General features: G+C 69.2%; 27 protein-coding genes and 1 tRNA gene. 17 read left to right on the forward strand and 11 right to left on the reverse strand.

Annotated features, from left to right (window positions below):
• Positions 1 to 72 precede the first annotated feature (72 nt).
• Complete coding sequence (locus tag HZS54_RS15355; protein WP_179917982.1) at positions 73 to 909, forward strand: TrmB family transcriptional regulator; 837 nt, start codon at positions 73 to 75, stop codon at positions 907 to 909.
• A gap of 39 nt (positions 910 to 948) precedes the next feature.
• Here the strand turns inward: HZS54_RS15355 and HZS54_RS15360 are convergent, their stop codons facing one another.
• Positions 949 to 1,149 carry a VNG_1110C family protein gene (locus HZS54_RS15360; protein ID WP_179911718.1) on the reverse strand — a complete coding sequence of 67 codons (201 nt, stop codon included), beginning with the start codon at positions 1,147 to 1,149 and terminating at the stop codon, positions 949 to 951.
• Between the two features lie 200 nt (positions 1,150 to 1,349).
• Between HZS54_RS15360 and HZS54_RS15365 the strand changes: the two genes are divergently transcribed.
• The 5 genes from HZS54_RS15365 (at position 1,350) to artA (ending at position 8,401) form a co-directional block, all read left to right on the forward strand.
• Complete coding sequence (locus HZS54_RS15365; protein WP_179917983.1) at positions 1,350 to 2,459, forward strand: OBG GTPase family GTP-binding protein; 1,110 nt, start codon at positions 1,350 to 1,352, stop codon at positions 2,457 to 2,459.
• The gene (locus HZS54_RS15370) at positions 2,456 to 2,893 is read left to right on the forward strand and encodes a TIGR04206 family protein (protein WP_179917984.1); all 438 of its coding nucleotides are present in this window, start codon (positions 2,456 to 2,458) and stop codon (positions 2,891 to 2,893) included. Before HZS54_RS15365 ends, HZS54_RS15370 begins: the two co-directional genes overlap by 4 nt.
• Positions 2,894 to 2,941: 48 nt before the next feature.
• Positions 2,942 to 3,694: a VOC family protein gene (locus HZS54_RS15375; protein WP_179917985.1), complete on the forward strand. Its 753-nt coding sequence runs from the start codon at positions 2,942 to 2,944 to the stop codon at positions 3,692 to 3,694.
• 582 nt (positions 3,695 to 4,276) lie between these two features.
• Positions 4,277 to 7,183, forward strand: coding sequence for a DUF7282 domain-containing protein (locus HZS54_RS15380; protein ID WP_179917986.1), 2,907 nt, complete (start codon positions 4,277 to 4,279; stop codon positions 7,181 to 7,183).
• A gap of 168 nt (positions 7,184 to 7,351) precedes the next feature.
• Positions 7,352 to 8,401 carry an archaeosortase A gene (gene artA, locus HZS54_RS15385; RefSeq protein ID WP_179917987.1) on the forward strand — a complete coding sequence of 350 codons (1,050 nt, stop codon included), beginning with the start codon at positions 7,352 to 7,354 and terminating at the stop codon, positions 8,399 to 8,401.
• Here the strand turns inward: artA and dph5 are convergent.
• Entirely contained in the window at positions 8,390 to 9,169 is a 780-nt protein-coding gene (gene dph5, locus HZS54_RS15390) for a diphthine synthase (protein ID WP_179917988.1), read from the reverse strand. The two genes, artA and dph5, sit on opposite strands and share 12 nt — an antisense overlap.
• A gap of 135 nt (positions 9,170 to 9,304) precedes the next feature.
• On the opposite strand from dph5, the gene HZS54_RS15395 reads away from it, so the two are divergent.
• From HZS54_RS15395 to HZS54_RS15410, 4 genes are all read left to right on the forward strand, one after another.
• Positions 9,305 to 10,291, forward strand: a complete 987-nt coding sequence (locus HZS54_RS15395) for a class I SAM-dependent methyltransferase (RefSeq protein WP_179917989.1) — start codon at positions 9,305 to 9,307, stop codon at positions 10,289 to 10,291.
• Positions 10,292 to 10,368: 77 nt separating this feature from the next.
• Positions 10,369 to 10,443, forward strand: a tRNA-Thr gene (locus HZS54_RS15400).
• 81 nt (positions 10,444 to 10,524) lie between these two features.
• On the forward strand, positions 10,525 to 10,701 hold the full coding sequence (locus tag HZS54_RS15405) for a hypothetical protein (protein WP_179911711.1): 177 nt from the start codon (positions 10,525 to 10,527) through the stop codon (positions 10,699 to 10,701).
• Between the two features lie 41 nt (positions 10,702 to 10,742).
• Positions 10,743 to 11,096: a hypothetical protein gene (locus tag HZS54_RS15410; protein ID WP_179917990.1), complete on the forward strand. Its 354-nt coding sequence runs from the start codon at positions 10,743 to 10,745 to the stop codon at positions 11,094 to 11,096.
• Between the two features lie 23 nt (positions 11,097 to 11,119).
• On the opposite strand, the gene HZS54_RS15415 is transcribed toward HZS54_RS15410, so the two are convergent.
• Both HZS54_RS15415 and HZS54_RS15420 read right to left on the reverse strand, forming a co-directional pair.
• Positions 11,120 to 11,362, reverse strand: coding sequence for a DUF7385 family protein (locus HZS54_RS15415; RefSeq protein ID WP_179917991.1), 243 nt, complete (start codon positions 11,360 to 11,362; stop codon positions 11,120 to 11,122).
• A gap of 38 nt (positions 11,363 to 11,400) precedes the next feature.
• Positions 11,401 to 12,264, reverse strand: coding sequence for a cytochrome c oxidase subunit 3 (locus HZS54_RS15420; protein WP_179917992.1), 864 nt, complete (start codon positions 12,262 to 12,264; stop codon positions 11,401 to 11,403).
• Between the two features lie 217 nt (positions 12,265 to 12,481).
• On the opposite strand from HZS54_RS15420, the gene HZS54_RS15425 reads away from it, so the two are divergent.
• The 4 genes from HZS54_RS15425 to HZS54_RS15440 all read left to right on the forward strand — a co-directional run bounded on the left by HZS54_RS15425 (position 12,482) and on the right by HZS54_RS15440 (position 15,232).
• Entirely contained in the window at positions 12,482 to 13,837 is a 1,356-nt protein-coding gene (locus HZS54_RS15425; protein WP_179923033.1) for a hypothetical protein, read from the forward strand.
• Positions 13,834 to 14,196: a C2H2-type zinc finger protein gene (locus tag HZS54_RS15430; protein WP_343063052.1), complete on the forward strand. Its 363-nt coding sequence runs from the start codon at positions 13,834 to 13,836 to the stop codon at positions 14,194 to 14,196. Before HZS54_RS15425 ends, HZS54_RS15430 begins: the two co-directional genes overlap by 4 nt.
• Positions 14,197 to 14,292: 96 nt before the next feature.
• The gene (locus tag HZS54_RS15435) at positions 14,293 to 14,577 is read left to right on the forward strand and encodes a DNA-directed RNA polymerase subunit L (protein WP_179917993.1); all 285 of its coding nucleotides are present in this window, start codon (positions 14,293 to 14,295) and stop codon (positions 14,575 to 14,577) included.
• A gap of 85 nt (positions 14,578 to 14,662) precedes the next feature.
• A complete protein-coding gene (locus HZS54_RS15440; protein WP_179917994.1) occupies positions 14,663 to 15,232 on the forward strand; it encodes a hypothetical protein in 570 nt (189 codons plus the stop codon).
• A 25-nt stretch (positions 15,233 to 15,257) separates the two neighbouring features.
• Here HZS54_RS15440 and HZS54_RS15445 read toward each other — a convergent pair whose 3' ends face one another.
• Positions 15,258 to 15,923 (reverse strand): DUF502 domain-containing protein, encoded by a 666-nt coding sequence (locus HZS54_RS15445; RefSeq protein ID WP_179917995.1) that lies wholly within the window; start codon positions 15,921 to 15,923, stop codon positions 15,258 to 15,260.
• Between the two features lie 336 nt (positions 15,924 to 16,259).
• Here HZS54_RS15445 and HZS54_RS15450 point away from each other — a divergent pair, with 336 nt between their 5' ends.
• Entirely contained in the window at positions 16,260 to 16,832 is a 573-nt protein-coding gene (locus HZS54_RS15450) for an HTH domain-containing protein (protein WP_179917996.1), read from the forward strand.
• Between the two features lie 180 nt (positions 16,833 to 17,012).
• Positions 17,013 to 18,821, forward strand: coding sequence for a glutamine--fructose-6-phosphate transaminase (isomerizing) (glmS, locus tag HZS54_RS15455; protein WP_179917997.1), 1,809 nt, complete (start codon positions 17,013 to 17,015; stop codon positions 18,819 to 18,821).
• A gap of 57 nt (positions 18,822 to 18,878) precedes the next feature.
• On the opposite strand, the gene HZS54_RS15460 is transcribed toward glmS, so the two are convergent.
• From HZS54_RS15460 to HZS54_RS15475, 4 genes are all read right to left on the reverse strand, one after another.
• A complete protein-coding gene (locus HZS54_RS15460; protein ID WP_246391661.1) occupies positions 18,879 to 19,151 on the reverse strand; it encodes a hypothetical protein in 273 nt (90 codons plus the stop codon).
• A 291-nt stretch (positions 19,152 to 19,442) separates the two neighbouring features.
• Positions 19,443 to 20,426, reverse strand: a complete 984-nt coding sequence (locus HZS54_RS15465) for a glycosyltransferase family 2 protein (RefSeq protein ID WP_179917998.1) — start codon at positions 20,424 to 20,426, stop codon at positions 19,443 to 19,445.
• 90 nt (positions 20,427 to 20,516) lie between these two features.
• Positions 20,517 to 21,467: an NAD-dependent epimerase/dehydratase family protein gene (locus HZS54_RS15470; protein ID WP_179917999.1), complete on the reverse strand. Its 951-nt coding sequence runs from the start codon at positions 21,465 to 21,467 to the stop codon at positions 20,517 to 20,519.
• 256 nt (positions 21,468 to 21,723) lie between these two features.
• Positions 21,724 to 22,632, reverse strand: a complete 909-nt coding sequence (locus tag HZS54_RS15475; protein WP_179918000.1) for a polysaccharide deacetylase family protein — start codon at positions 22,630 to 22,632, stop codon at positions 21,724 to 21,726.
• A gap of 575 nt (positions 22,633 to 23,207) precedes the next feature.
• Here HZS54_RS15475 and HZS54_RS15480 point away from each other — a divergent pair.
• On the forward strand, positions 23,208 to 24,980 hold the full coding sequence (locus HZS54_RS15480; protein WP_179918001.1) for a class II glutamine amidotransferase domain-containing protein: 1,773 nt from the start codon (positions 23,208 to 23,210) through the stop codon (positions 24,978 to 24,980).
• A gap of 34 nt (positions 24,981 to 25,014) precedes the next feature.
• Here the strand turns inward: HZS54_RS15480 and HZS54_RS15485 are convergent, their stop codons facing one another.
• Together HZS54_RS15485 and HZS54_RS15490 are read right to left on the reverse strand one after the other, a co-directional pair.
• A complete protein-coding gene (locus HZS54_RS15485; RefSeq protein WP_179918002.1) occupies positions 25,015 to 26,118 on the reverse strand; it encodes a DegT/DnrJ/EryC1/StrS family aminotransferase in 1,104 nt (367 codons plus the stop codon).
• Positions 26,115 to 26,711, reverse strand: a complete 597-nt coding sequence (locus HZS54_RS15490; RefSeq protein WP_246391662.1) for an acyltransferase — start codon at positions 26,709 to 26,711, stop codon at positions 26,115 to 26,117. Before HZS54_RS15490 ends, HZS54_RS15485 begins: the two co-directional genes overlap by 4 nt.
• Between the last annotated feature and the right edge of the window lie 3 nt (positions 26,712 to 26,714).

Genomic DNA, 26,714 nt, shown 5'->3' on the forward strand with positions numbered 1-26,714 from the left:
GGCCCGCGGCGCGGCGTCGCGAACGACCATCGTTATACCACCGACCGTGCAATGTCTTCTGAGAGAACCCGCATGTCCAACGACGAGTCAGCCGTCGGGCCCGACGACGACGACCTGGTCGCCGAGACCGCGTCGGTGCTGGAGACGTTCGGACTGACGAGCTACGAGGCGAAGTGTTTCGTCGCGCTGGTGCGCATCGGCCACGGCACCGCCCGCGAGATCGCCGAGGTCGCCGACGTGCCCCGCCCGCGCGTCTACGACAGCGTCGAGTCGCTCGCCGACCGCGGACTCGCCGACGTGCAGGACGCCCAGCCCCGGCGCTTTCGCGCCCCCGACCCCCGGGACGCCGTCGAGACCATCCGCCGCGAGTACGGCCAGCGCCTCGACCGCCTCGAAGGGCTGCTCCCCCGGCTCCAGTCGCCCGAACCCCGCGAGGAGCGGGCCGGCGTCTGGGTCGTCGAGGGCGACGACGCCGTCAGCGACCGCCTGGCCGCGCTGGCCGACGACGCCGACGACGAACTGCTCGTCGTCCTCGCCGTCGAGAGCCTGCTGACCGACGAGGTCCGCGACGCGCTCGCGGCCGCCGACGAGCGCGGCGTCGAGATAACCGTCGCGTCGCCCAGTCCCGCCATCCGCGAGGCCGTCGCCGACGCCGTCGCCGGCGCCGGGGTCGTCGAGACATGGACCTGGTGGGAGAGCCACCCCATCCGGGCCGGCGAGATCAGCTCGATCCTCATGGCCGACGGGCGCGAGCTGATCGTCAGCTCCGACCTGGAGACCGATCTACCGGGGGTCGACCGCCACAGCGCCGTCTGGACCGACGACGAGCGCGCACCGCTCGTCGGACTGATGCGCCCGCTGCTCGCCGAGGCGATCCGCTCCGGATCGCCCGCTCACGGGTCGGCGTAACGTTCGAGAATCGACCGGGGCCCCCGCGCTCCCGTGCCGTCAGGCGACGGAGATGCCGTTGCGCGCGAGGAAGTCGCTCGCGCTCTTTATCTCGACCGGGCTGCCGATGATCCGCACCCGACAGTCCTCCCGGCGGATCGTCAGCGTGAACCGCCGTTCGAGGTCCTCGCGCAGTCCCTCGATAGCGTCCGCTGGCAGGAGGATCTCCGTACTGTCACGGAGTCGGGCCGGATCGGACATGATCGATCCTCATCGGCGCTCGTCGTATTAGTGTGTCGGAACGCGATTCATTTCGGGGCGAGAACATTTACGCGTGGCACGATGGCTCGCGATCGCGGCCGGCGGCGACCGAGACCGGGGGCCGACCGCGGGTCCGCCGCCGCGGTCGCGACCGGGGCGGAGGAACACCTTTTTCGGTACCGGTTGCCGACTCCATCGTAATGGGGCTCGAAGAGGAGATCCGCGAGATCGAAGAGGAGATCGCCGAGACGCCCTACAACAAGTCGACCGAGGAGCACATCGGCCGGCTGAAGGCCAAACTCGCGGACAAGAAGGAGAAGCTGGAGAACCAGTCCTCGGCCGGCGGCGGCGGCGGCTACGCCGTCGAGAAGACCGGCGACGCCACCGTCGCGCTGGTGGGCTTTCCCAGTGTCGGCAAGTCCACGCTGCTGAACGCGCTCACCAACGCCGAGAGCGAGGTCGGGTCCTACGAGTTCACCACGCTCGACGTGAACCCCGGCATGCTCAAGTACAACGACGCCAACATCCAGATCCTCGACGTGCCCGGACTCATCGAAGGCGCCGCCGAGGGTCGCGGCGGCGGTCAGGCCGTCCTCTCGGTCGTCCGGACCGCCGATCTCGTCGTGTTCGTCCTCTCGGTGTTCGAGATCGACCAGTACAAGCGCCTCTACGACGAACTGTACAACAACAAGGTCCGGCTGGACACCGAGCCCCCCAACGTCTCCATCCGGAAGAAACACAAGGACGGGATCAGCGTCACCTCCAGCGTCGACCTCGATCTGGACGAGCAGACGATCAAGAGCGTCCTCCGCGAGCGCGGGTACGTCAACGCCAACGTCAACATCGGCGAGCAGGTCGACATCGACCGCCTGCTCGACGGCGTGCTGGACAACCGCGAGTACCTCCCCTCGCTGGTCTCGGTCAACAAGGCCGACCTCATCGAGCCCGACTACCTCGACACCGTCCACGAGCAGCTGCGCGACCACGATATCGACCCTGACGAGACGATCTTCATCAGCGCCGAGGAGGAGAAGGGGCTCGACGCGCTCAAGGAGGCCATCTGGGAGGAACTCGGGCTCATCCGGATCTACATGGACAAGCCCGGCCGCGGGGTCGACTACGACGAGCCGCTGGTGCTACGCGAGGGAGACACCATCGAGGACGCCTGCGAGAAGCTCGGCGGCGAGTTCGAGGAACGGTTCCGCTTCGCCCGCGTCTCCGGCCCGAGTGCCAAACACGACGAACAGCAGGTCGGCATGGACCACGAACTCGCCGACGAGGACGTGCTCCGGATCCTCACGACGCGATGAGCGACCGCCGGACGGCCGCCGCGTCGCTCGCTCGCCATCGTCGGGCCCTCGCCGTCCTGGCCGCGGGGCTCGTCCCCTGGCTCGTGATTCCCTACGACGACGCCGTCGGACTGGTCTTCTCGGTCGCCCTCGCGAACACGGAGACGCTCGCGCTCACCTCGGTCTACGATTACGTCTTCACGTACACGCGCGGGCTGCCGACCGAGCTGCTGGCGTGGCCGACGGCGACGCTGCTGTACGGCTCCGGGGTCGCGAGCGCCGCGCTCTCGTGGGTCGACCGCGAGGACCGCCGCGTCACCGCCGGGCTGTTCGCGCTCGCGGCGTTCGACGTGTGTTACGCGGTCCTCGGGTTCTCGTCGTTCCGGGCGGGGACGATCGCCTACCCGCTCGGCGCCGTCTTCCTCGCGCTCGCGGCGTGGACGAGCCGTCCCTGACGTTCCGCGTTCGGTATCCTTTTCGAACTGGCTACCCACCGATCGCGTATGGACGCCACGCTCGATCACGTGATGATGCGCGTCGAGGACCTCGACGAATCGCTCGACTGGTACACCACACACCTCGACTACGAGGAGAAGGGTCGCTGGGAGGCCGACACCTTCACCAACGTCTTCCTCGGTCCCGAAGACGTTCACGACGACGGCGCGCTGCTGGAACTCACGTACAACCACGACGGCCGCTCGTACACGATGGGCGACGGCTGGGGCCACATCGCCGTCCGCGTCGAGGACGTCCACGACGCCTACTACGAACTCATGGACGAGGGCGTCGAGGACTACCGCCGTCCGGAGGACAACCCCGGCTACGCCTTCGTCAAGGACCCGGACGGCCACGAGATCGAGATCGTCGAGCGCGACCACGGCGCCCGCTGGAGCATCGACCACACCATGGTCCGCGTCGAAGACGCCGACGAACACCTCGGCTGGTGGACTCGCAAGTTCGAGTACGAACACACGGGCCGCTGGGAGGCGGACTCGTTCGCCAACTACTTCGTCAAGCCCGAGGGCGCCGCCGAGGAGGCGATGGCCGTCGAGTTGACCTACAACTACGACGGCCGCAGCTACGAGCTGGGCGACGCCTGGGGCCACCTCGCCGTCCGCGTCGACGACCTCGACGACGGGTGGGACCAGTTGATGACCCGCGAAGCCGAGGACTACCGCGACCCCGAGAGCTGCGACAACAACTACGCGTTCACGAAGGACCCGGACGGCCACGAGATCGAAGTCGTCACGTCGTAATCGAGGTTCGTGTTCGGACGCGAGCGAAGCGAGCGGCCGCTTTTTGCCCCATCTTTTTGCGCGAGCGGTACCCGCAGGGCCGGAGGCCCGAGGATACCCGACGCGGAAAAAGGTGGTCGGGGAGGACCCGGACGGCCACGAAGTCGAGAGCGTCACGTCGTAGGCCGGCGGTCGTCCGCCCGCGGCGTCGAGGCACATCTGTCGCGCTCGAGAACGTTCGATCTGCGCCGTGGTAGGCGTCGCATACTCGCGATCTCCGGTATTTAATACATCCCTCGTCAGCGGTGCGTGGGACAGGTGTCTGACACGTATCGCAGGCACGTGAAACACTCACATACTGGTTCTGTGGGCCGATCTGTGGCGGACAGCGGCCGTTCATCCTTCGGGTATGACCACAAAGCATTTATTACATCCGCTGGTGGATCGTACCGCACCCCTACCCATGGCTGCAGTATTGAGTACACCACTGCTGGTTCGGCGCGGCCGTCTAACGGTCGCGTGTCCGCGTGGTCGGAAAGCTGCTGTGGCCGCTGACAGAAGATCCAACAAACTATGACAGGAACCAACGACAAGCTGCGTAGCTTGTCCCTGACAGTGCTGATGGTCGTCTCCGTCTTCGGAGGCACCGTCGCATTCTCGGGTGCAGCTGCTGCGGCTAACACGGACCCTGGCATCTCGTCCGCCACGGAGTCCGCAGACACCATAACGGTTCGATTCAACCAGAGTGGAGTAGAATCGCTGAATGACCAAGGCAACCCTGCTGGGCAGATCCAGGCCAACGACGTCGAAGTCTTCGTCCGAACTGCGGACGAAAGCGACTTCGAGAACTACAGCACCAACAACACCGCTGACTTCGACCTGGCCGATTACGGGTACGACGACACGACCCCGACCACCGAGGTCACCTTCGGTGCCGGGAACGCGTGGAACGACCTCAGCCCGGCTGACGAGGTGAAGGTCCGCTTCCAGAACCTCTCCAGTCCGAACAACCCGAACAACCAGGAATACAACACTGGTAACATCTCGGTCGACCTCTCCGCTGCGGTCATCTCGGCGGACAACCAGGACGATGCGACGAGCTCGGGCCAGCGTATCTACGCTGGCACGCCGCTCACGATCGACGCGTCGACCTACGGCGACAACACGCCGTTCCTCTTCCAGAACGCCGACACCGGTCAGACGCTTCTGGAAGGGTCGACCGGCGAGAACTCCGCGCGGTACGTGTTCGACACGGACCGCCTGTCGGCCGGGACGACCTACTCTCTGGTCTTCAACCCGACGAGCCAGGCACAGAACGTCCCACGGACCACGCAGGGCCCCCCTGAGGTCTCGAACGTCACGATCGACTCGCTCGACCTCTCGGCCACGCTCGAACAGGACGGTCGTCTCTTCGAGCACAACGAAGAGGTCAACCTCGACATCAGCGGTGACGCCATCCGCGGTAACTCGCGACTGGCCGTCACCGTCGACGGCAACTCGACGCAGTACGAGTCCGCCAGCCTCGACAACGGCGGCGAGATCGTCAACGCCGAGTACACCTACGACCCCGGCGAACTCAACGCGGACGACTACACGGTGACGGTCACGGACGTTCAGACCGGCATCGATGTCACCGCTGGCGAGTTCACCGTGGACGGGTTCCCGACCGCTGACTCCGCCTCCTTCGGTGGCGGCGTCTTCGAAGAGGAACGCGGTGACGTCGTCGAGATCCCCATCGAGCTGAGCGACAGCACGGAGGGCGCTCTGGCGACTGTCTCCATCGGTAGCCTCGGCGAGACCAACTACGTGACGAACGTGACGGTCGCCGACGAGGACGGCGACGGCGAGGTCGTCCTCGAGTGGAACACGTACATGTCCGGCACGAACATCTCTGACCGTGTCTTCACGGCTCAGGGCGAGGACAACATCTCCGCGTTCGGTGGCGAGTCCGGTGACTTCATCACCGACCTCCGCCGGACCTACCTCGATCGGTTCGACACCGACGCCAATGGAGAGGCCAACGGCTTCACGGAAGTTGGTGAGGTCCCGAACGAAATCGATACCGAAAACTGGGACCCCTACCAGCCGGGTGAGGGCGGGTACGACGACGATGCAAACGGAGCCTACTACACTGCATCCAACCTCTCCGCCAGCCAGAACATCAACTACGCCGAGGTCGCGACGATCGACCCGGCCTCCTACGACCTCGCAGTTGTCGCCAACGACGATGACGACAACCTGGTCGACTACCAGTTCAACCTGACTGATGTCGACGCAGAGGGCGTCGGTGCGGTCTCCATCAACTCGCGCTCGACCGAGAGCAGCGACGTGTGGGTCGTTCCGTCCGACAAGACCGGCGATGTCGACTTCGAGTTCATCGACGAGAACACCGACAACAACGAGGACCCGATCGACGGGAACCTGACGCAGTCCGACCAGGCGACCAACGGTGAACTCGTCGTTCACCAGATCTCCGCCTCCGGTCTCGAAGGTATCCTCCGTAACCGCACGGACGCGGGCGCCAACGCGACGGCCGCGTTCCTCGCGGAGGACACTGACTTCGGCGACGGCGACTTCGCCGCATTCAACGCCTCGTTCACCGAGGAAGACGTCGGGCCGAACCGCGACGCCCGACAGTTCGACCTCGACACGACGAACACGGCTGTCATTCCGGACTACGAGAATGACACCTACTACGTCGCCGTGAAGCTCGGCCTCCGCATCAACAGTCAGTCGGACACGAGTCCGTTCCTGACCACGCTGAACACCCACGTCACCGAGGACCGCACGTTCGCGGCGACGGGTGACTTCAGCCAGCGCGGTGCAGGTATCAACTTCACTGTCGCGGTCCGCCGCGGCGGTGAGCGTATCAGCGACGGTACCTACAACGGCGAGATCCTGGCCGAGGCTCAGGCCTCTGTCACGTTCAGTGACCAGACGGTCTCCGAGAGCAACCAGGAAGTCGTCGTCGACTCCGCCACGCTCTCCGACGGTGGCTTCATCGCCATCCACGAGGGTAGTGCGAGCGGCGACGTCATCGGCACCAGCCGCTACCTCGGGGCCGGCACGCACGAGAACGTGCGTGTCGACCTCGACACCCCGGTCAACGGGACCACCACGCTGGTCGCCATGCCGCACCTCGACGACAACTCCAACAACCTGTACGACTTCCCCGAGGCCGACGCGCCGTACACTGCCGACGGTAGCGCAGTGACCGCCAGCGCGTCCGTCTCGACGGACAGCGTGACGCCGACCGCGACGCCGACCGCGACGCCGACCGTGACGCCGACGCCGACGCCGACGGCAACCCCGTCGCCGACGCCGACGCCGACCGCGACGCCGACCGCGACGCCGACCGCGACGCCGACCGAGGCACCGTCCGACGGTGACGACGGTGACGACACGACGCCGTCCCCGACCACGACCGGCGACGGTCCTGGCTTCGGTGTCGCTGTCTCCCTCATCGCCCTGCTCGCGGCTGCGCTCCTCACGGCGCGCCGTCGCGACTAAGGTAACAGCATCGGGCTGACGCCCGATCCCTAACCGCTCGACATTTTTTCGACGCTACCCGGACAGCGACTGCTGCGTGTCGTTTCCGTACTTCGTCCGTTCGTGCGCGCACCAGCCACGCAACGACAAAGCATATACTCCCGATCCCGTTACGTTGAGGCAGTACCGATGCTCGACACCGTTCTCTCCGGGCTCGACTGGGCCACTCGGTTCTCGGACCCGCTCGCGTGGCTCGTCCTCGCGGCGTTTCTCGCGACAACGGCCCTGGAGCTGACCGACCGACGTGAGCGCGCCCGTCAGGCGGGCGTCGCAGCGTGGGCGCTGTTCGGCGTCTTCTGGTTCTCCCTCATCTATCACTTCGCGTTCGTCCAGAAGAGCGTCATCGAGGGCGCCGGGACGCTCGTCGCCGTGCCCGCCTCGTTCTACGTCGGCTACCTGCTGTGGTCGGGTCGGGACTCGCTGTTCGTCCTCTCGCGGGCCGTCCTCCTGATGGGCGTCGTCTTCTTCCCGTTCGAGTCGGTTCCCGTGCTGCGCCAGTTCCTCGTCGAGACGGTGACGGATCAGACCGCGCTGTTGATCTCGCTGATCGGCTCGGATCCCCAGCTCGTCACGGGGTACGAGGCGGTCGTCGACGGACAGTCGGTCGTCGCGTACGACGGTTACATCGTCGGCGAGAAGGAACACCTCTACCACAACACGTTCGTGTTCGCCGACGGGGAGAGCCCGATCTTCTACACGATCATCATCGCCTGTACGGGGATCGGGAGCATGGCCATCTTCGCCGGACTCATCGCGGCGGTCGAAGCGCCGCTCCGCCGGAAACTCCGCGCGTTCGCGGTGTCGATCCCGGTCATCTACGCCCTGAACCTGGGACGGAACGTCATGATCGCCGTCGGGTTCGGCGAACAGCGCTTCCACCTGTTCCCGGAGCTGATCACGTCGGTGTTCGGGCTGTCGGACCCGCGGCAGGTCTCCTACATCGTCATCGACCGGATCGTCGCCCAGAGCCTCTCGGTGGTCGCGCTCGTCGGGGTCACGTACCTCGTCGTCCGCGAACTCCCGGAGGTGCTGACCGTCGTCGAGGACCTGCTGTTCGTCGTGACGGGGACGGAGTACGACCTGCGGACCGCGCTGGACGTGCCTTCGGCTTCTGTCGACGGAGACCCGGAAGCGGGGTCCGAAGCGGGCGGAAGCGCGGGCACCCGTTCAGACGACTAGCCCTTCGATGAGGTCGGTCGGGGCGTCGCCGAGGGCGGCGAGCGTGTCCCGTTCCATGAGGTGGAGATCGCCGGGGATAACGAGCAGATGGAGCGGGTCGCCGAACGACTCCTCGGCGAGCGCCGAGAGGCGGTCGGCGCGGACGACTGGGTCGGGGCTGCCCGCGCGGGCGACGACGACGCCGAGCGCGTCCTCGTAGGCGTCGGCGAGACGCGCGGCCGCCCGGTCGGCGCGCATGTAGTCGTCGTTTTCGGCGTCGATGTCGAGGAAGACGAGCGTGTGGAGGCCGCGTTCCCGGTTCGCCTCGATGGTGTCGACGACGCTCTCGGGGAGGGCATCGCCCGCGTGGGAGCGCTCGAACGGGAGCGTGGTCGCCTTGCCGAAGCGGTAGTTCTGGAGCCCGGTGAGCGAACTCGCGGCGGCCTGGGCGGTCGTCCCGTGGACGACGCGAGTCTCGATACCTCGGTCGTGGGCGCGCAGTCGCAGGTCGGTGTGGGTGGTCGAGATCATCGTGTCGCCGGCCGTGCAGAAGACCACATCGGAGTCGGCGGCGTCGTCGAGTACGTCGTCGGGCGACTGCTCGACGCCGGCGCGGTCGCGGACCTCGATCTCGGTGTCGTGGGCGGCTTCCAGGTCGGCGAGCGTCGCGCCGGCGAGCTTGCTGGTGTAGAACTCGGCGACGACGCGGTCGGCGGCGCGGATGGCGTCGCGGCCCGCGACGGTGACCGAGCGCTCGTCGTAGAGGCCGAGTCCGACGAAGGTGAGCATACGCCGACTCCGTCGCCGAGCGGATTAAGCCCCGCGAAGCGCCCGCGACGCGGTCGGTGGCCCGCGCGGGGAGGAGTCGTGACCGGCGGCGCCCGAAGCGTCAGGCTTACCGCGCGACGGCGACCTATCGGTGCTATGGAGGTCTCCTGCGTTCGGGTGCCCCGCGAGGACGGCGAGGCGACGCGCCGCCGGCTGGCCGACGCCGACCTGGTCGACGAGGACTACGAGATCGCGGTCGCCGACGGCTCGCTCTACGTGCCGGTCACGGACCCGTCGGCCGTCCCCGAGGAGTTCGACGTGGTCGTCCGGGACGCCGACGCGCGGGAGACCCAGACGATGCCGGCGGACCTGCTCTCGTTCGACCCCTCCTACGAGCGACTGGGCGACGTGGTCATCGTCGACGAGGACGACCCCGAGCGCGCGCGGGCGCTGGCCGACGCCATCGTCGAGTCGGCGCTGCCCGTGAAGACGGTCGTCAACCGCGCGTCGAAGGTCAAGGGGACCGAGCGGGTGCGCGACTGGGAGGTCCTGGCCGGCGAGAGCACGGAGGCGGTCCACCGCGAGTACGGCTGCGAGTTCGCTCTCGACCTGGCGACGGTGTACTTCTCGCCGCGGCTGGCGACCGAACGCCACCGCGTCGCCGAGCAGGTCGCGTCCGGCGAGCACGCCTTCGACATGTTCGCGGGCGTCGGCCCCTTCGTCGTCCCCTTCGCGAAACGCGGCGCGACCGCCGTCGGCGTCGACATCAACGAGGACGCTATCGAGTACCTGCGGGAGAACGCCCGCCGCAACGGCGTCGAAGAGCGCGTGACGGCGATCCACGGGGACGTGCGCGAGGTCGCCGCGGAGTACGCGGACTGGGCCGACCGACTCGTGATGAATCTCCCCCACAGCGCCGACGAGTTCCTGGAGACCGCCGTCGCGCTCGCCGGCGACGACTGCGTGGTTCACTACTACGACATCCAGCACGAGGACGACCCCTACGGACCGGGCGAGCGGGCGATCCGCGCGGCGGCCGAACCGGAGTACGACGTGTCCGTCGAGCGGCGCCACACCGTGCGGTCGTACGCGCCCCACGAGCTGAACGTCTGTCTCGACGTGCGACTGACGCGAGCCGAGTGATCGCCTCACAGAGCGCTCCCGATTCGCAATCCTTATTGCGGTTATCGGCGGTACGTTGAAACGGAGCCACCGAACGCGCCGGTGTAGCTCAGACTGGCTAGAGCGAATCCTTCGTAAGGATTAGGTCGAGGGTTCAAATCCCTCCACCGGCTTTCTTCACCGACCGACTCGCGAGCGACGCCTCCGTCCCCGCGACCGGTACCATCAAGCCGGTTCGGTCGGTCGGTTGGTGTATGCGGTCAGAGGACGACATCCGGGAACGGATCGCCGAACTCGAGGACGCGTACGACAGAACGGACCCGCCGACCTCGGAGCTGGAAGACGAGGCGGAGGTCGCGATCCTCCGGGCCATCGAGGAGCTGGAGTGGGTGCTCGAAGAACACGAGGCCGAGTCCGGGTTCACGACCTGAGCGCCGGAACCCCTATTTTCGCCGGCGCCCGCTATCTCCCCGTGCAGTCGACGACTCGCGACGCGATACTCGCCGCGGCGAGCGGCGGTGCGCTGCTCGCGGTTCTCGCCGTCACGGCGTCGCTGTCGCTGCTCGGCCGGCCCGCGGTCGCCGCGGCGGGCGTCTGTGCGGCGCTGGCCGTCGAGGCGCTGTTCGTCGCGGACACGCCCGCCGCGGAGCTATGGGAACGACCCGCCGTACAGGTCGGGAGTGCGACCGCGCTCGTCGGCGGTGCCGGAGTCGCGGTGTGGGCCCTCGGCCCGTGGGTCGTCGCCGCGGCCTGTTGGGGGCTGGCGACGTACTTCGGCCTGCTCGCGCTGCTGCTCGCGGGCGTCTGGAGTCCGGACTCGGAGTGACCGAGACGCGAGGCGGGCCGCCGTCAATGGGTGAGCAGCAACACTTGGTCGTCGGTGCGGACGACGCAGAAGGGACCGCCGGGGCTCCCGAAGGTGTTCTCGCGTTTCTCCGAGACGAAGAGATCGTCGAACGCGTCGCCGCAGGCCGGGCAAGTGAACTCCTCGCGGTTTTCGAGGTGCATCGTCGCCCGGTCCTGACTCAGCAACTTCAGGCCGTGGCGGTACTCGTGTACGTCGAAACTGCCCTCGACGTCGAGCGGTTCCATACACCCAGGATGGGGAGAAGCGGTCTTGAAACTCCCGCTCAGATCTCGGCGCCGACGTAGAGGACGACGACGAGGAACACCCAGACGACGTCGACGAAGTGCCAGTACATCGACGCCGTGCTGACGGAGGTGTGTTTCTCGGCGGAGTACTGCCCCTTGAGGGCACGGAAGAAGACGATGCCCAGCAGGACGGCGCCGAGACTGACGTGGAGGCCGTGGAGGCCGGTCAGGCCGTAGAACGCGGAGCCGAAGGCGCCGCCGGTGAGAGTGAACCCTTCGTGGACGATGAACTCGTAGTACTCGTAGATCTGGCCGCCGATGAACACGACGCCCAGCAGCAGGGTCAACCCGAGTAGCTGGAGGAAGCGGGTGCGGTTGTTCTTCCGCAGCGCGACGTGGGCGAAGTGCAGCGTGAAACTGCTGACGATCAGTATCGACGTGTTGATGACGATGAGACTGCCTAGCAGGTCCGGGAAGCCGTCGGTCGACCACGCGCCGGCGCGGATGAAGAAGTAGTAGACGAACCCGGCGCCGAAGGTGGCGACCTCGGAGACGAGGAACAGTATCATCGCCATCCGGAGGGTGCCGCTGCCGTGTTCGTCCGTGCCGCTCTCCCAGAAGTTGACGACGAACGCGTGGTACAGCCAGCCGTAGAGGCCGGCGAGGAACAGGCCGACGCTGGCGACGCCCGCGGCCGGGCCGTACATCGGATCGACGAGCGGTTCCTGACCACGGCCGAGCACGAACAGCGCGGCGGCGAAGTAGATGCCACCGGCGCCGACGGCGGTGATGAACGGCCACCAGCTGGCCTCGCCGAACCCGCGCGGCCAGTCCTCAACCGCCGGCAGGTGGTGACCACCGTGGTCCCCGTGGTCCTCTGACGTATCGTCCGCGAGACTCATACCCCGGACTTGCGCCAGCAACACTAAAAAGCCTCCCAAACCGTCCGCGCCCCGGCGTCGGCGGCCGACCACTCCCGCGGTTTTCCGAACGTGTTCGCCGGCCGTCGCGGCCGGGCGTCCCTCGGTCGGTCGGGCTTCGATACTTTGACCCTGAGGGGGGTCCAAGCCCCGGCAGATGGACCGACGACGGACTCCGACGGTCGCGGCCGTCCGCGGGATGACGGCGGCCGCAGTCGCGCTCGTGGTCGCCGTCGCCGCGCGACCCGTGCTCGCCCACGGTGGGTCGCTGGGCGGGTCGGCCCGCGAGTCGCTGAGCGTGCCGACGTGGCTGATGCTGGGGACCGGCGGCGCCGTCGTCGGCGCCTCGTTCCTGCTGGCGACGTTCGCGACCGACCGGTCGGCGCTGGACTGGCTGGTCGACTCCCGGCGACGGCTCGCGCTCCCGGCGCCGACCGCGCTTCGGTGGGCCGCGGGCGCTCTCGGCGTGGTCGCACTGGTCGGCATCGTCGTCACCGGGTTCGTCGGGCCGACGGACCCGCTCTCGAACCCGGCGGTCGTGATCGTCTGGGCCGGCTGGTGGGCCGGGTTCGCGATGAGCACGTACCTCGTCGGGAACTCCTGGCCGGCCGTCAACCCCTGGCGGGCGATCGCCGAGGCGCTGCCGGATCTGGGCCGGGAGTACCGCTGGACGCTCGGCGCCTGGCCGAGCGTCGCCGGCCTGCTCGCGCTCGTCTGGATCGAGGTGGTCAGCCCGCTGGCCGACGAGCCGCGGATCCTCGCGGTCACGGTCGTCGCCTACTCCGTCGTGACGCTGGCGGGCGCGGTCGTCTACGGCACCGAGACGTGGTTCCGCGAGGCCGATCCCGTCTCGCGGGTGTTCCGCTACTACGGCGCGGTCGCGCCGGTCGGCCGCGCCGACGACGGGTCGCTCTCCCTGCGGTTCCCGGGCGCGGCGCTGACGAGCGACCGCCTGGACGGCGTCGACGAGGCGGCGTTCGTCGTCGCGATCCTCTGGGTGACCACCTTCGACGGGTTCGTCGCGACGCCGGCCTGGCAGTGGCTCGCCCGCTCGCTGGTGAACCTGGGCTACCCCATCGCGGCGTTGTACCCCGGCGCGATGGTCGTCGGCTTCGCGCTCTTCCTCGGCGTCTACCTGCTGGCGTCGCGACTCGCTCGCCGGACGGCGCCGACCTACGTCGCCAGCGAGACGCTCGCCCGCCGGTTCGCGCCGCCGCTTCTGGCCATCGCCGCCGGCTACCACGTCGCGCACTTCCTCGGCTACTTCCTCTCGCTCCTCCCGGCGCTGGTCGCCGCGGTGACCGCGCCGCTGGCGACGGTGAACCCGGGGCTGATCGTCGTCCCGGGCTGGTTCGGTGGCGTCGCCATCGCCGGCGTGCTCGGCGGGCACCTCCTGGCCATCCTCGCCGCCCACGTCACCGCCTTCGACCTGTTCCCCGGTCGCTTGCAGGCCATCCGCAGCCAGTACCCCTTCATCGCCGTCATGGTCTTCTACACGATGGCGAGCCTCTGGATCGTCACCCGACCGGACGTGCCGCTTCCCTACCTCACATGACCGAGTCACCACCCACCGACCACGCCGGCGCGGGCGACACCGCCGACGAGCCGAGCGCGGGCGACACCGCCGACGGCCCGAGCGCGGACGGCGACGGTCCCGACGACACCGACTACGACGTGCCGCCCGACGCGACACCAGTCGACTGTGAGTACTGCGGGCGACCGTTCGAATCGGACGGCCTGCTCGCGCTCCACCGCTGGCGCGTCCACGAGTCGGCGCTCACCGACGAGCAGCGGTCGGCCTACGAGGAGGCCTACGAGGCCGAGTCCGGGCAGCTCCAGCGGTTCCGCCTGAAGGCGCTGGCGGTGCTGGTGCTGCTGTACTTCGGGCTGTTGATGGTGTACGCGGTCGTCTGAGCGATTCCGGGAGCGGCCGTCGCCGGGTCCGCGGGAACGACGCGCTCGGACGCCCGGAACGTAAGTTTCATGCGCGCGAGGGGGCTGGATACGCGTATGGAACTGCGGGTCATCGAGAAAGAGCCGACGATGATCTCTATCGAGATCGCCGGCGAGAGTCACACGTTCATGAACGTGCTGAAGGGCGCGCTGCTGGAGACCGAGGGGATCACGGCGGCGACCTACGACGTGAACCCCGAGCAGTCCGGGGGCCAGACCGACCCCGTGCTGACGATCAAGACCGACGAGGCGACCGACGCGCTCGACGCGCTGGAGGCCGGCACCGAGCGGGTCATCGAGAAGTCCAACGACTTCACCGACGCCTTCGAAGCCGCCGCGTAACCGCGGGCGACCGCGGTCCTCGTTATCGTCGCGACTCGCCAGTGGCGACCCCACGTTTTTACCGCGCTCCGCCGTTCACGACGACATGACCGAGCGGGACGGGCGCGAGAGCGCCGAGCCGGACCCGGACATCGACGACGTGCTGGAGGACCTGGAGGCCCTGGAGGAGCTGGTCGACCGGCCCGAGGAACGCGAACGGGTCCGCGAGGCGATGCAGACGGCCCGGCGGGCCGACAGGCGGCGAGTCGTCGGGCGCATCCGCGACGCCTTCGACCTGCGGGACGCGGGCGAGGCGGCCGTCGGCGCCTTCCTCTTCGGGATCCCGATGGTCGTCGAGGGCGGCACCAACGAGATCGGGCTGGCCATCGCGGGCTCGCCGGTGGCCGTCGCGCTGACCGGTCTGATCGGGCTGGGTTTCGTCCTCGGGATCCTCCACGCCGCCCGCTTCGAGGCGGTCGAGGCGGACCTGCTCGCGGGCGTCGTCCCGCGGCGACTGATCGGTATCCTCGTCATCTCCGTGGGCATGGCCGTCGGGCTCATGACGCTGTGGCGGCGGGTCGACTGGAGCCAGCCCGAGGTCGCCGCGGCGCAGTGTCTTGTGACCGCGGTCGTGATGGGCGTCGGCGCGTCGCTGGGCGACGTGCTTCCGGAGTAGCGGGCCGGGGAACGGCCGGCCCGAGTCAGTCGTCCCCTTCGGGCTCGGGCACGGCGTAGTCGTCGTAGGCGTCGACCTGATCGGCCTCGCCGCCGATCCCGGTGGTGACGATCATGCGCATCCCCTCGCGGACGCTCATGTCGGTCTCGTGGATCTCCGACTCGGAGACCATCACGAGCCGTCCGGCGGTCGGGTTGGGGCTGTTGGGGAGGAAGACGGAGTGGGCCCGGTCGCCGGTGGCCTCGTCGAAACTGGCCGTCCCCTCGCCGGTGACGAACCCGATCGAGTAGACGTCTTCGCGGGGGTACTCGATCAGGACGGTCCGCTCGAACTGCGACCCGGTGTCGACCAGCGAGGTCGCGACCTGCCGGACGCCGCCGTAGATCGTGCTGACCAGGGGGACGATGTTGATCGTCCGCCCGAGGTTGCCGAACAGGTGTCGCCCGATCGACCACTGGGCGAGCAGGCCGAGGACGGTTATCACCGAGACGATCAGGACGACCGCGAGCGCCTGCGCCACGATTTCGCCGCTGGCGGCCGTCTCGACCAGGCCGAGTTCGGCGACGAGCGGGTCGATGAACTGCAGCGAGAACGAGACCAGAATCCGGAGGATGTAGAGGGTGATCGCCAGCGGCGCGACGAGGATGAGCCCGGCCACGAAACTCTCCTTGAGTCGGCTGGTCAGTGGCATACGCTCCGGTGGGTCGCCCGGATCAAAAAGTTGTGGGAGACGGGAAGGAACCGGCTATCGGCGAGTAAGCGGTCGATACTTCCGCTCGTCGGCCGCGATCGGGGGTTCGAAGGGCGGGGCCGGCTCGGCTGGACGAGCCAGCTCGGTCGATCCGGACGGGGCCGGGTCGACGCGGGAGGGTCCGAACGGCCGGAACGGAGCGTCGGTCGAACCGTTCCGGAGGCCGTTACCGCGCGTGCAAAGGACGCTACCGCGCCGTTCGAGGCCCCTACTGGCCGCTCGCGCGGTGAACGGTCGGGCCGTTCAAGAAGGTCCCGCGGCTTGTCCGACGCAACCGTGACACGAGACCGCTCGGATTCGACGGATATCCCGAACACGGAGGCGACCGACCGCCCGGAGTTCCGGGCGTGGATGGACGCGGCGGCCGACCGCTTCGAGTCGGCCGACGAACGACGCGTCGAAGTGTTCGTCCGCTCGATGCTGCCGCCGCTGGGCGCCAAGTCGAACCAGGAGGCGCTGATCGCGCGACTCGACGAGCTGTCGGCGGAGTCGTCGATCGACGGCGTCTCCGTGACGGTCACCGGAAACCGGCTCTGTCTGTGCGAGACCTGCGCCGGAACCGACGCCGGGCGGTCGCTCCTCGACCGCATCACCGAACTCGACGAGTGGGGCGAGGACCACGACGCCACCGCGAGCCCCTTCTTCGAGACCAGGGAGCTCGACTCCGCGATGGCCGACGAGACCGCGCGTGCGCTCGTCCCGCCGCGGGTGACCGCTACGCTCTACTGCGACGACGCGCTCGCCGGCGTGTTCCCCTGCCGGATCGGGGGGCGCGAATACGCGGTCGCGGACTTCGCGGACGCGCTCGAACACTTCTGCGCGGAGCGCCAGCTCGTCGTCGAGCCGTAGTCGGATTCGGCGCGAGCGACCGTCGAACGTATCGGGCGCCTACCCCGCGTTCGTCCGGGCAAGTCGATACATAACAATGTCACGTTCTCGGTTACGCGGAAGCATGACAGAGTCGCCTGTCGACCGACCCGACCGGACCGAAACCGACGGAGCAGCGCCGGCCGCCCGGAGGTGGCAGTGATGTGCGGCATCACCGCCGCGGTCGGTGCCGACGACGCGGTGTCGACGCTGCTGACCGGACTCCAGAACCTCGAGTACCGGGGTTACGACTCGGCGGGCGTCGCCGTGGCGAACGGCAGTGGCGTCGAGGTCGTCAAGCGCGAGGGGAAGGTCGACGAACTCGCCGACCTGCTCTCGCGGAGCTCGGTGGGCGGTCGCGTCGGGCTCGGCCACACCCGCTGGAGCACGCACGGCCCGCCGACGAACGCGAACGCCCACCCGCACACGGACTGTTACGGTGACCTGGCGGTCGTCCACAACGGGATCATCGAGAACCACGGGGAGCTGCGCGAGCGCCTCTCCGAGATGGGCCACACCTTCTCCAGCGACACGGACACCGAGGTCGTCCCCCACCTCGTCGAGGCCTACGTCGACGAGGGCGCGGGCGTCGAGACCGCCTTCCGCCGCGCGGTCGACGACCTGTCGGGCAGCTACGCGCTCGCGCTCGTCCACGAGGACGAGGAGGCCGTCTACGCCGCCCGCCAGGGGTCGCCGCTCGTCTTCGGCGTCAGCGACGACTCGTACTACCTCGCGAGCGACGTGCCGGCGTTCCTGGAGTTCACCGACGACGTGGTCTACCTCGAAGACGGCGACGTGGTCCGGGTCACGCCCGACGGCTACGACATCACCGACCTCGCGGGCGCACCGGTCGACCGGAGCGTCGAGACGGTCGACTGGACCTCCGAGGACGTGGAGAAGGGGTCGTTCGACCACTACATGCGCAAGGAGATCGACGAACAGCCGACGGCGATCGCCCAGGCCGTGCGCGGTCGGGCCGACGACGACGAGGTCGCCTTCGAGTCGCTGTCGGCGGGCGCCTTCGCCGACGTGGACCGCGTCCACTTCGTCGCCTGCGGCACGTCCTACCACGCCGCGCTGTACGGGGCGCAACTGCTGCGCGAACGGGGCGTCCCGGCCCGCGCGTACCTCGCCAGCGAGTACGCGGTGACGGCCCCGCCGACGGAGGACGGGACCGTCCTCGTGGGGGTCACCCAGAGCGGGGAGACCGCCGACACGCTCGCGGCGCTCCGCCGGGGCGCCTCCGAGGGGCTGCGGACGCTGGCGGTGACGAACGTCGTCGGGTCGACGGCCGCCCGCGAGTGCGACGACACCGTCCTGATCCGGGCCGGGCCGGAGATCGGCGTCGCCGCGACGAAGACGTTCTCCTCGCAGGTGGCGACGCTCGGCCTGCTCGCCGAGCGGATCGCCCGCGAGGCGGGCGGCGCGGGCTCGGCGACCGAGGGGCTGCCGGCCGCGCTCGACGACGTGCCCGACGCCGTCGAGACGATCCTGGCCGACTCCTCGGCGAGCGCGCTGGCGACCCGCTACGACGACAGCGACGCGTACTTCTTCATCGGTCGCGGGACGGGCCACCCCGTCGCGCTGGAGGGGGCGCTGAAGCTCAAGGAGATCTCCTACGAGCACGCCGAGGGGTTCCCCGCCGGCGAACTCAAACACGGACCGCTGGCGCTCGTGACGCCCTCGACCCCGGTGTTCGCCATCTGCACGGGCCAGCACACCGAGAAGCTCGTCGGGAGCATCGAGGAAGTGAGCGCGCGGGGAGCGCCGGTCGTGGCGGTCGCCCCGCGCTCGGAGAGAGAAGTGGCCGAGGTCGCCGACGACGTGTTGTGGGTGCCAGAAACCCATCCCGAGCTCGTCGGCGTCCTGGCGAACGTCCAGCTCCAGCTGCTGTCCTATCACACCGCGACGTTGCTGGACCGACCCGTCGACAAACCGCGCAACCTGGCCAAGAGCGTCACGGTGGAGTGACCCGTCGCTACTCGTCGCGTCCGTGACCGAATCCGCGAGCTCTCTTCGTCCGACGGCTCACCGCTTGTCCGTCAGGTCACACACCGCGCTCTCGGAGGAGACGATGAAGGCGTCGTCCCGCAACTGCTCCTCGGAGTCCGGCAGGAAAATGACCTGATCCGGGTCGTCGACGACGTTGATCTTCTCCCACGCGATCAGCTCGTAGCCGAGGTTCTCTTCTAAGTCGGGGTCGACGGGCTGGTCGCGCCAGTCCGTCGGGAGGGCCTGCGCTCCCCGCGACTTCGTCTGTCCGTCCGTCCACACGTCGGCGTTCTCGTTGTCTTCGGTCATGCTTACTCCGTGGCTCGTCCCGTGCTGGCGGCCGCAGCCCGCCACGACTCGGGGGTCACGTTTCCGGTAATGCCCACCTACTCGTATAACGCTACTGTCCGTATGAAATGACTTGTCCGATAGACGGTTGCGAGGTACTATACGGATACTGATCAGGTACTTGCAGTGGGATCTGGTAGCACTAGACGATCAAACGGCCGGCCGCTCCCGGAATCGAGAGAAGTAGGCGCGTTCGAACCGCGTTAGACGCGACGTAAGAGCCGCTTACCCGGGCGGTAACTCGGGCCGAACTCAGGTGGGTGTCGCCGAGGCGACAGTCGTGAGGTGGTCGTTCGATCGCTTGTCCAGAATCATTGCCAGGAGGAGGAAGCACAGCCCGAACCCGACTGCGGCCAGGGCGGGGCCGGCCGTCCCGCTCAGGAAGGCGAACAGGGCGGCGGCGAGCCCGGTCGCGAACCCACCGGCGCCGAGCAGGTAACACAGGGCGACCGGGTGGGGGCGGTCGAAGACGTACTTGGCGCGGAGGCGCCACAGGAAGTTCCCGAGCAGCATGCCGGAGACCCGGGGGATGTACGTCGAGTAGTCGATGTGGCTCTCCTCGTCGCCGTAGACGGCGGGGGTCGGTACGTCGACGACGCGCATGTCGGCGACGTTGAGCCGGACGAGGAGGTCGTTGCAGTAGCCGTAGAACTCGTACATCTCGTCGAGGTCCGCGGCCTCGATGGCCTCGGCCGAGATGGCGGTGTAGCCGTTCTGGGGGTCGCCGATCTCCCAGTAGCCGCTAGCGATGCGCGTGAGGTAGGTGAGCGTGACGTTCCCGACGTAGCGAAAGCGGGGCATCGAGTCGTAGTGGTCGCCCAGGAGGAGGCGGTTGCCCTTGGCGTAGTCGGCCCGGCCGTCGACGACCGGGTCGATGATGCGCTCGATGATGTCGGGGTCCATCTGGCCGTCGCCGCCCATGACGGTGACGACCTCGACGCCGTCGGCCACCGCGCGCTGGTAGCCGGTCTTGATGGCGCCGCCGACGCCCCTGTTCTCGCTGTGCTGGATCGGGACGACCCGCCGCTGGGTCCCCCCGTCGCCGACGAGCTCCGGCGTCGGCGTGTTCTGTCGCTGTGCGTGCTCGCGGATCTCGTCCCAGGTCCCGTCCGTGGAGGCGTCGTCGACGGGGTAGATGCGGTCGACGAACGCCGGGATCGAGTCGATGACGTCGCCGACGAAGCCCGCTTCGTTGTACGCCGGCACGACGACGCCGATTGTCGTGTCCTGATACATGTGCGTTGTGGTCGCCGGTCGGTCCTAGGCGAAGCGCGGGTTTTGTTATGGTTCTCATACGGCGACGTAGGCCGGTTCCGAACGGCGCGGTCAGCTCGGAACGGTCGCCCGGTCGACCAGCGTCGCCAGTCCCTCCGCGAGGTCGTAGGTCGGCTCGTACCCGAGCCGACTGCGCGCGCGTCCGAGCGCCGCCCGGCTGTGTTTGATGTCCCCTTCGCGGGGCTCCCCGTGGACGATCTCGCTGTCCGAGCCGACCAGCCGAGTGACTCGCTCGGCGACCTCCCGCACGGAGACGCCGGTGCCGCTGCCGACGTTGTAGGCCCGCCCGGTCGCGTCGGTCGTCGCCGCGCGGAGGTTCGCCTGCACCACGTCGTCGACGTGGACGAAATCGCGGGTCTGCGTCCCGTCGCCGTCGACCGGGAGCACGCTGTGGGAGCGCGCTCGGTCGAGGAAGGCACCGACCACGTCGTCGGTGCCGGTCGGGTCGCCCGTCTCCCCCGGGCCGTAGACGTTGAAGTACCGCAACGCGACCGTCTCCATGCCGTAGCGGTCGGCGAACCGCCGCGTGTACTGGTCGGCCGCGAGCTTGTCGATCCCGTAGGGGGTGAGGGGGGTCTTCCGGTCGGACTCGCGGATCGGGAGCGTGTCCGGCTGGCCGTAGACCGCGGCGCTGGAGGCGGTGACGACCCGGGCGTCCTCGCGGCGGGCCGCGTCGAGGACCTTCACCGTCCCCGACGCCGTCCGGCGGTGACCCTCGACCGGCGACCGGATCGAGGCGCGCACGTCGGCCAGCGCCGCCTGGTGGAAGACGACGTCGACGTCCCGCATCGCCGGTTCGAGGTCGGCCGGGTCGCGTACGTCGCCGCGGACCAGCTCCGCGTCGTCGGGGACGTTCCCGGGCTCCCCGGTCGAGCAGTCGTCGAGCACGGTGACCTCGCAGCGGTCGGCCAGCGCGGCCGCGAGGTGGCTCCCGACGAAGCCCGCCCCGCCGGTCACGAGGACGCGCTGTCCGTCGAGACCGCCCGCCGGGTCAGTCGTCACGTCGTGTCACCCCCGCGGGGGCCGTCCGATCGGTCGATACGCCGGGTCGATAGCGGTCGCCGCGGTCCGGGGCCGAGAGGCGCGGCCCGGGACGGTCGCTGACACGCATTGCCCCCATTCGGCACACCGTACTGATAGTTATGTGTCGCCTGAACCGGTCGTAGCGACCGCCTTCGCGAGAATCAGTCGTCGAAACGGCGCCCGGATCGGCACCGACCCGGCGACGGACGCGGGGCCGTACAGACCCCGCGAGGACTCACTGCACCCGCTGGGGACGCCGACGGGCCGCGACCTCCGCCATCGTCTCGACGGGGACCGCATCGCGGCGCTCGTCGACGGCCCGGAGAACCGCCTCGATCCGTTCGACCGCGGCGTCGTCGACCAGGTTGTTCGGGTGCAGCCAGAGGTGGAGGACGCCCTCGCCCTCCGCCGCGGCGTCCAGCCCGCGCTCGACGAGTTCGACGACGGGGTCGCCGACGAAGGGCTTGCTCGCCCGTAGCGCTAGCCCCTCGAAACTGTAGAGGAACAGCGACGCCGGCAGGTTCACGAGGCCGTCGTCGCCCGCCGTCGGCTGGACGAGCGGCGGGCGGCCCTCGCCGACGGCGACGGTCCGCAGTTTCTCGGGGAGCGACCGGCGTTCAACGGGGCGGCGCCCGCGGTAGACCTCGAAGCCGTAGTCGGACAGCAGGTCGACGTGACCCACGTTGTTGCGGGGGAAGACGAACGACCGGCCGTCGATCCCCCACTCGTCCATGAGCGCCCGACTGCGCTCTAACTCGGCGGCCGCCATCGCCCGTGTGGTCCCCGGCGCGCCCAGCTCGACGTGGGCGTACGTGTGACAGCCGATATCGTGGTCGACGGGGGACGCTCGCAGCTCCTCGACGAGTTCGGGGCCCCGCGTCAGGTCGGGCCGCTCGGCCCACTCCCCGCGCTCGCGCGCGAACCACCCGGGGCCGATCGGGTGGTCGGCGTGGCGACCCTCGCAGTCCTCGTGCAGCAGGTGCGCGACGACCGCCCAGGTCGCCGGCACGTCGTACTCCTCGCAGAGCCGCCGGAGTCGCTGCCACCCCTCGCGACCGCTCTTGACCCGGTCGCTCGGCGGCTCGCCGTGATCGACGAACCCCCAGGCCAGCTCCGCGTCCACGGAGAGGACTACCGATCCCACGCGTCTCGATACCTCGTCATGGCGTAGTCCAGTCCGTACGCACGGATTGTTATGGCGCGACTACCCGTCCCTGCCCCCTCGGCCGTCGCGGCGCCGTACGGTCGGGACCGGACGACTCAGGAAATACAGACGATACTGTATTACCATCTACCGTTCTATACGTGCTTATTTATGTATCCTAGACTATTGGAACGGGGTAACTTTCACTCACTGGCAGTATCCCCGTGTATACGAGGGTATAAACGATATCTCGCGATATCGATCTGCGTCTGTCGGACGGACGGTGTGGTCCTCCGCTATTGGCTACGACGGGATCTGAATGCGCAAACACTCCGATAGACAGATATTAGCGGCTCGAGAGGCGAACCGGCGACCGAACGGGCAGAAGTGGCCGATATCCATCGTTTCGAGTTTATAGTTTCGATACTGTCACTCGGATTCGGAGACAGAGATCGGCGGACGGCGAACTGGGAGACCGTGTCGAGCGGAGCGAGGCGGCGGTATCGGGATCGATATCGCGGACGGGCTGTGGCAGGGGCCCTATAACAATACCCGGCTGCAGTCACGTCCGGGCCATGACGGGACTGATCGGACGATCTGCGGGCGGCGGGCGGCTGGACGAGATGGCCGAGGCGATGGTCGGCGAGGACTGGTACGAACTGGAGAGCGCGAGCGAGGGGTCGGCGGCCGTGGGCGTGCTCGAACACGGGACGCGCGACCCGGACGCGAACGTCGTCTGGCGGGGCGACGGCCTCCTGGGCGTCGTCTACGGCGTCGTCTCGAACCGCGACCGGCTGGCGCTGTCGTGGGGCGACCTCTTCCGGGGGGTCGCCGACGACTCGCGGGACACGCTGGCGCGGCTCGACGGCCCGTTCGCGCTGGCTTGCGTCGACACCCGCGCGGGCGCGGTCCACCTGGCGACCGACAAGGCCGGGAGCCGCCCGCTCTACTACGCGGTCGGCGACGACACCGGTGCGGCCGGAGACGACGGGAGCGACGAGGTCGCCTTCGCGTCGGAACTCGGCCCGCTGGCCGCCGAGCGGGCGGACCCGACTCTCGACGCCCGGGCGGTGGGCGACCTGCTGCTGTTCGGCGGCGTCGTCGGCGACCGGACGCTCGTCGAGGGGGTCGGGAGCCTCCCGCCGGCGACGCGGCTGACCGTCGACGACGAGGTGTCGACCGAGCGCTACTGGGAGCCGGCCGCCGAGGGGCTGGCGCCGTCGGGGTACCCCGACCGGTGGCTCGCCGACTACCGGCGCGCGCTCGCGGACGTGGCGACGACGGCGGCCGACCGGACGCTCTGGTTCCCGGGCGACGCCGACAGCCGGATCGCCGCGGCGGTGCTCGCCGACCAGACGCCCCCGGTCCGGACGCTCACGTGCGGGCGCCCGGGGGGCGGCGACAGGGAGGCGGCGGCGCGGGTCGCCGCCGACCTGGGGGCGCCGAACACGCAGGCCCACGGGGACCCGGACCACCACCTCGTCGACGCCGTCGCCGACGCCGTGGCGGCGACCGACGCGATGGTGGCGTGGTCGGCTGTCGAGGCGCTCACGTACGTGACCGACGGCCTCCACGAGGACGCGGACGTGCTCGTCCACGGCGACGCCGCCCTCGACGCGGCGACGTGGGCGGGCGCCATCGGGGCGGACGACTCGGCTGCGAGCGCGCTCTACGAACACGAGCGCGTCCTCCCCGCGGAGTCGGTCCGGGACCTGCTCGCGACCGACGCGGACCCGCTGGAGTCGGTCGAGGAGGTCGTCGCGGCCAGCGTCGACGGACCGGCCGAGCGGACGGCCGCCGACGCGGCCGGGCAGGTGCGGGCCGCCACCGAGCTGCGGAGCCGAGCGGTCCAGCGCCGGCAGGTCGGCACCCGGACGCTCGCGAGCGGGCCGCTCCTGGACACCGCCGCGCGCATGCCCGCCGCCTACCGGACCGGGACGCGCCCCATCTCGGCGCCGGTCGGCGCGGGCACCCCACCGATCCGCCGGGCGATCGCCGACCTGCTCGGCTCCGACCTGGCGACGATTCCGACGGGGCCGGCCGGCGGCGACTCGACCGCGTCGCGGGACGAGGAGTCCGACGGCGAGCGCGGAGCGACGGGCGACGCCTACGTCCGCCGGTACGCGACCGACGACCGCTTCCGACGGTTCGTCGACGACCTCCTCGACGGCGTCGCCGAGCGCGCGCCTCTCGACGACGAGGCCGTGTCGGCCCTGCACGAGCGCCTCGACGAGGGCGAACTGTCGACGTTCGCGCCGGTCGCGGCGCTGACGGGGGTGGAACTCTGGGCGCGTCGGCACGTCGACGACGATACCGCCGCTCGCGGTCGGTCGGCGGTCGAAGTCTGAGAGGAAATCGACTGCAACCGACTGCGGCTCTTCTCTACTGCGTCTGATACAGCGCGATCGCGTCGGCGATCGCCTCGCGGTCGGCCTCCGAGAGACCGGGGTGAACCGGCAGCGAGACGACCTCGTCGGCGGCCCGCTCGGCGACCGGGAAGCGCTCGTCGACGCCCTCGTAGGCCGGTTGCTCGTGGATCGGCGTCGGGTAGTAGACGCCGGTGTCGACCCCGTGGTCGTCGAGGTGAGCGACCAGCCGCTCGCGGTTGGGCGTCCGGACGGTGTACTGATGGAACGCGTGCTCGACGCCCTCGGGGACCGTCGGCGGGTCGACCGGGGCGTCGGCAAGCGCCTCGGTGAGCGCGGCGGCGTTGTCCCGGCGGGCGCGGACGAACCGCGAGAGCCGCTTGAGCTGGACGCGACCGATGGCGGCGGCGATGTTCGTCATCCGGAAGTTGTGACCGAGTTCGACGTGGTCGTACTGCTCGTCGCGGCCGTGGTTGACGAATCGCGCCGCGCGGTCGGCGACGGACTCGTCGTCGGTGACGACCATCCCGCCTTCGCCCGTGGTCATGTTCTTCGTCGGGTAGAACGAGAAGGCCGCGGCGTCGCCCAGCGACCCGACCGGTTCGTCCCGGTAGCGGGCGCCGTGGGCCTGGGCTGCGTCCTCGACGACGGCGGCGTCGTACTCCTCGGCGATCGCGGCGATCTCGTCCATCGGCGCGGGCAGCCCGTAGAGGTGGACCGGGAGGATCGCGTCCACGTCGCCGTTCCGGATCTCGATGACCTCGCGGACGGCCGCGGGGTCGAGGTTGTAGGTATCGGGGTCGATGTCGGCGAAGACGGGCTCGGCGCCGCAGAAGCGAACGGCGTTGGCCGTCGCGACGAACGAGAACGGCGTCGTGACGACGGTGTCGCCCTCGCCGATCCCGCAGGCCCGCAGGGCGGTGTGCAGCGCCGTCGTCCCGTTCGAGGTGGCGACGCCGTGGTCGACGTGGCAGGTGGTGGCGAACTCCCGCTCGAACGCGCGGACCTCCTCGCCGTCGGCTATCATCCCGCTGTCGAGCACTTCCTCGACGCGCTCGCGCTCCTCGCTGCCCAGGGCGGGCTCGGCGATGGGGATCTGGCGGTGGTCTTCGAGGCTCACAGCTCGTTCCCCCCGTCGAGTTCGTCGGGCAGCGGCTCGTGGCGCGCCGGGTTGCCCATCGCGAGCGTCCCGGGCGGCACGTCCTCGGTGACGACCGAGCCCGCGGCGACGAACGACCTCTCGCCGACGGTCACGTCGGGGAGGATCGTCGCGTTCGCGCCCACGGAGACGTTCGATTCGAGGGTGGCGCCGACGAGTTCGCTCGTCTCGCGCACCGGGTACGGGTCGTTCGTGACGACGGCGTGGGGACCGAGGAACACGTCGTCGCCGACGGTCGTCTTCGGCGGGAGGTAGACGCCGGTCTGGCAGCTGACGCGCGACCCGAGGGTCACGTCGCCGTCGAGGACCGCGTGGCTCCCGACGAGTACGTCGTCGCCGACGGTGGTGCCGCCGCGGACCAGCGCGTGGTGGCCGGTCGAGAACCCGTCGCCGATCTCGACGTCGGTGTAGACGATGGTGCCGCCGCGGACTGTCGCGTCGTCGCCGATGCGGGTGTAGGCCTCGCCCGAGCCCCCGGGCTCGCCGACGACCGCCGTCTCGGCGATGTCGCAGCCGTCGCCGGTCCGGACGGTCGAGAGGTCGTGCTCGCTCATGTG

Source organism: Halosimplex pelagicum (assembly GCF_013415905.1).
In the GTDB taxonomy this organism is placed as follows: domain Archaea; phylum Halobacteriota; class Halobacteria; order Halobacteriales; family Haloarculaceae; genus Halosimplex; species Halosimplex pelagicum.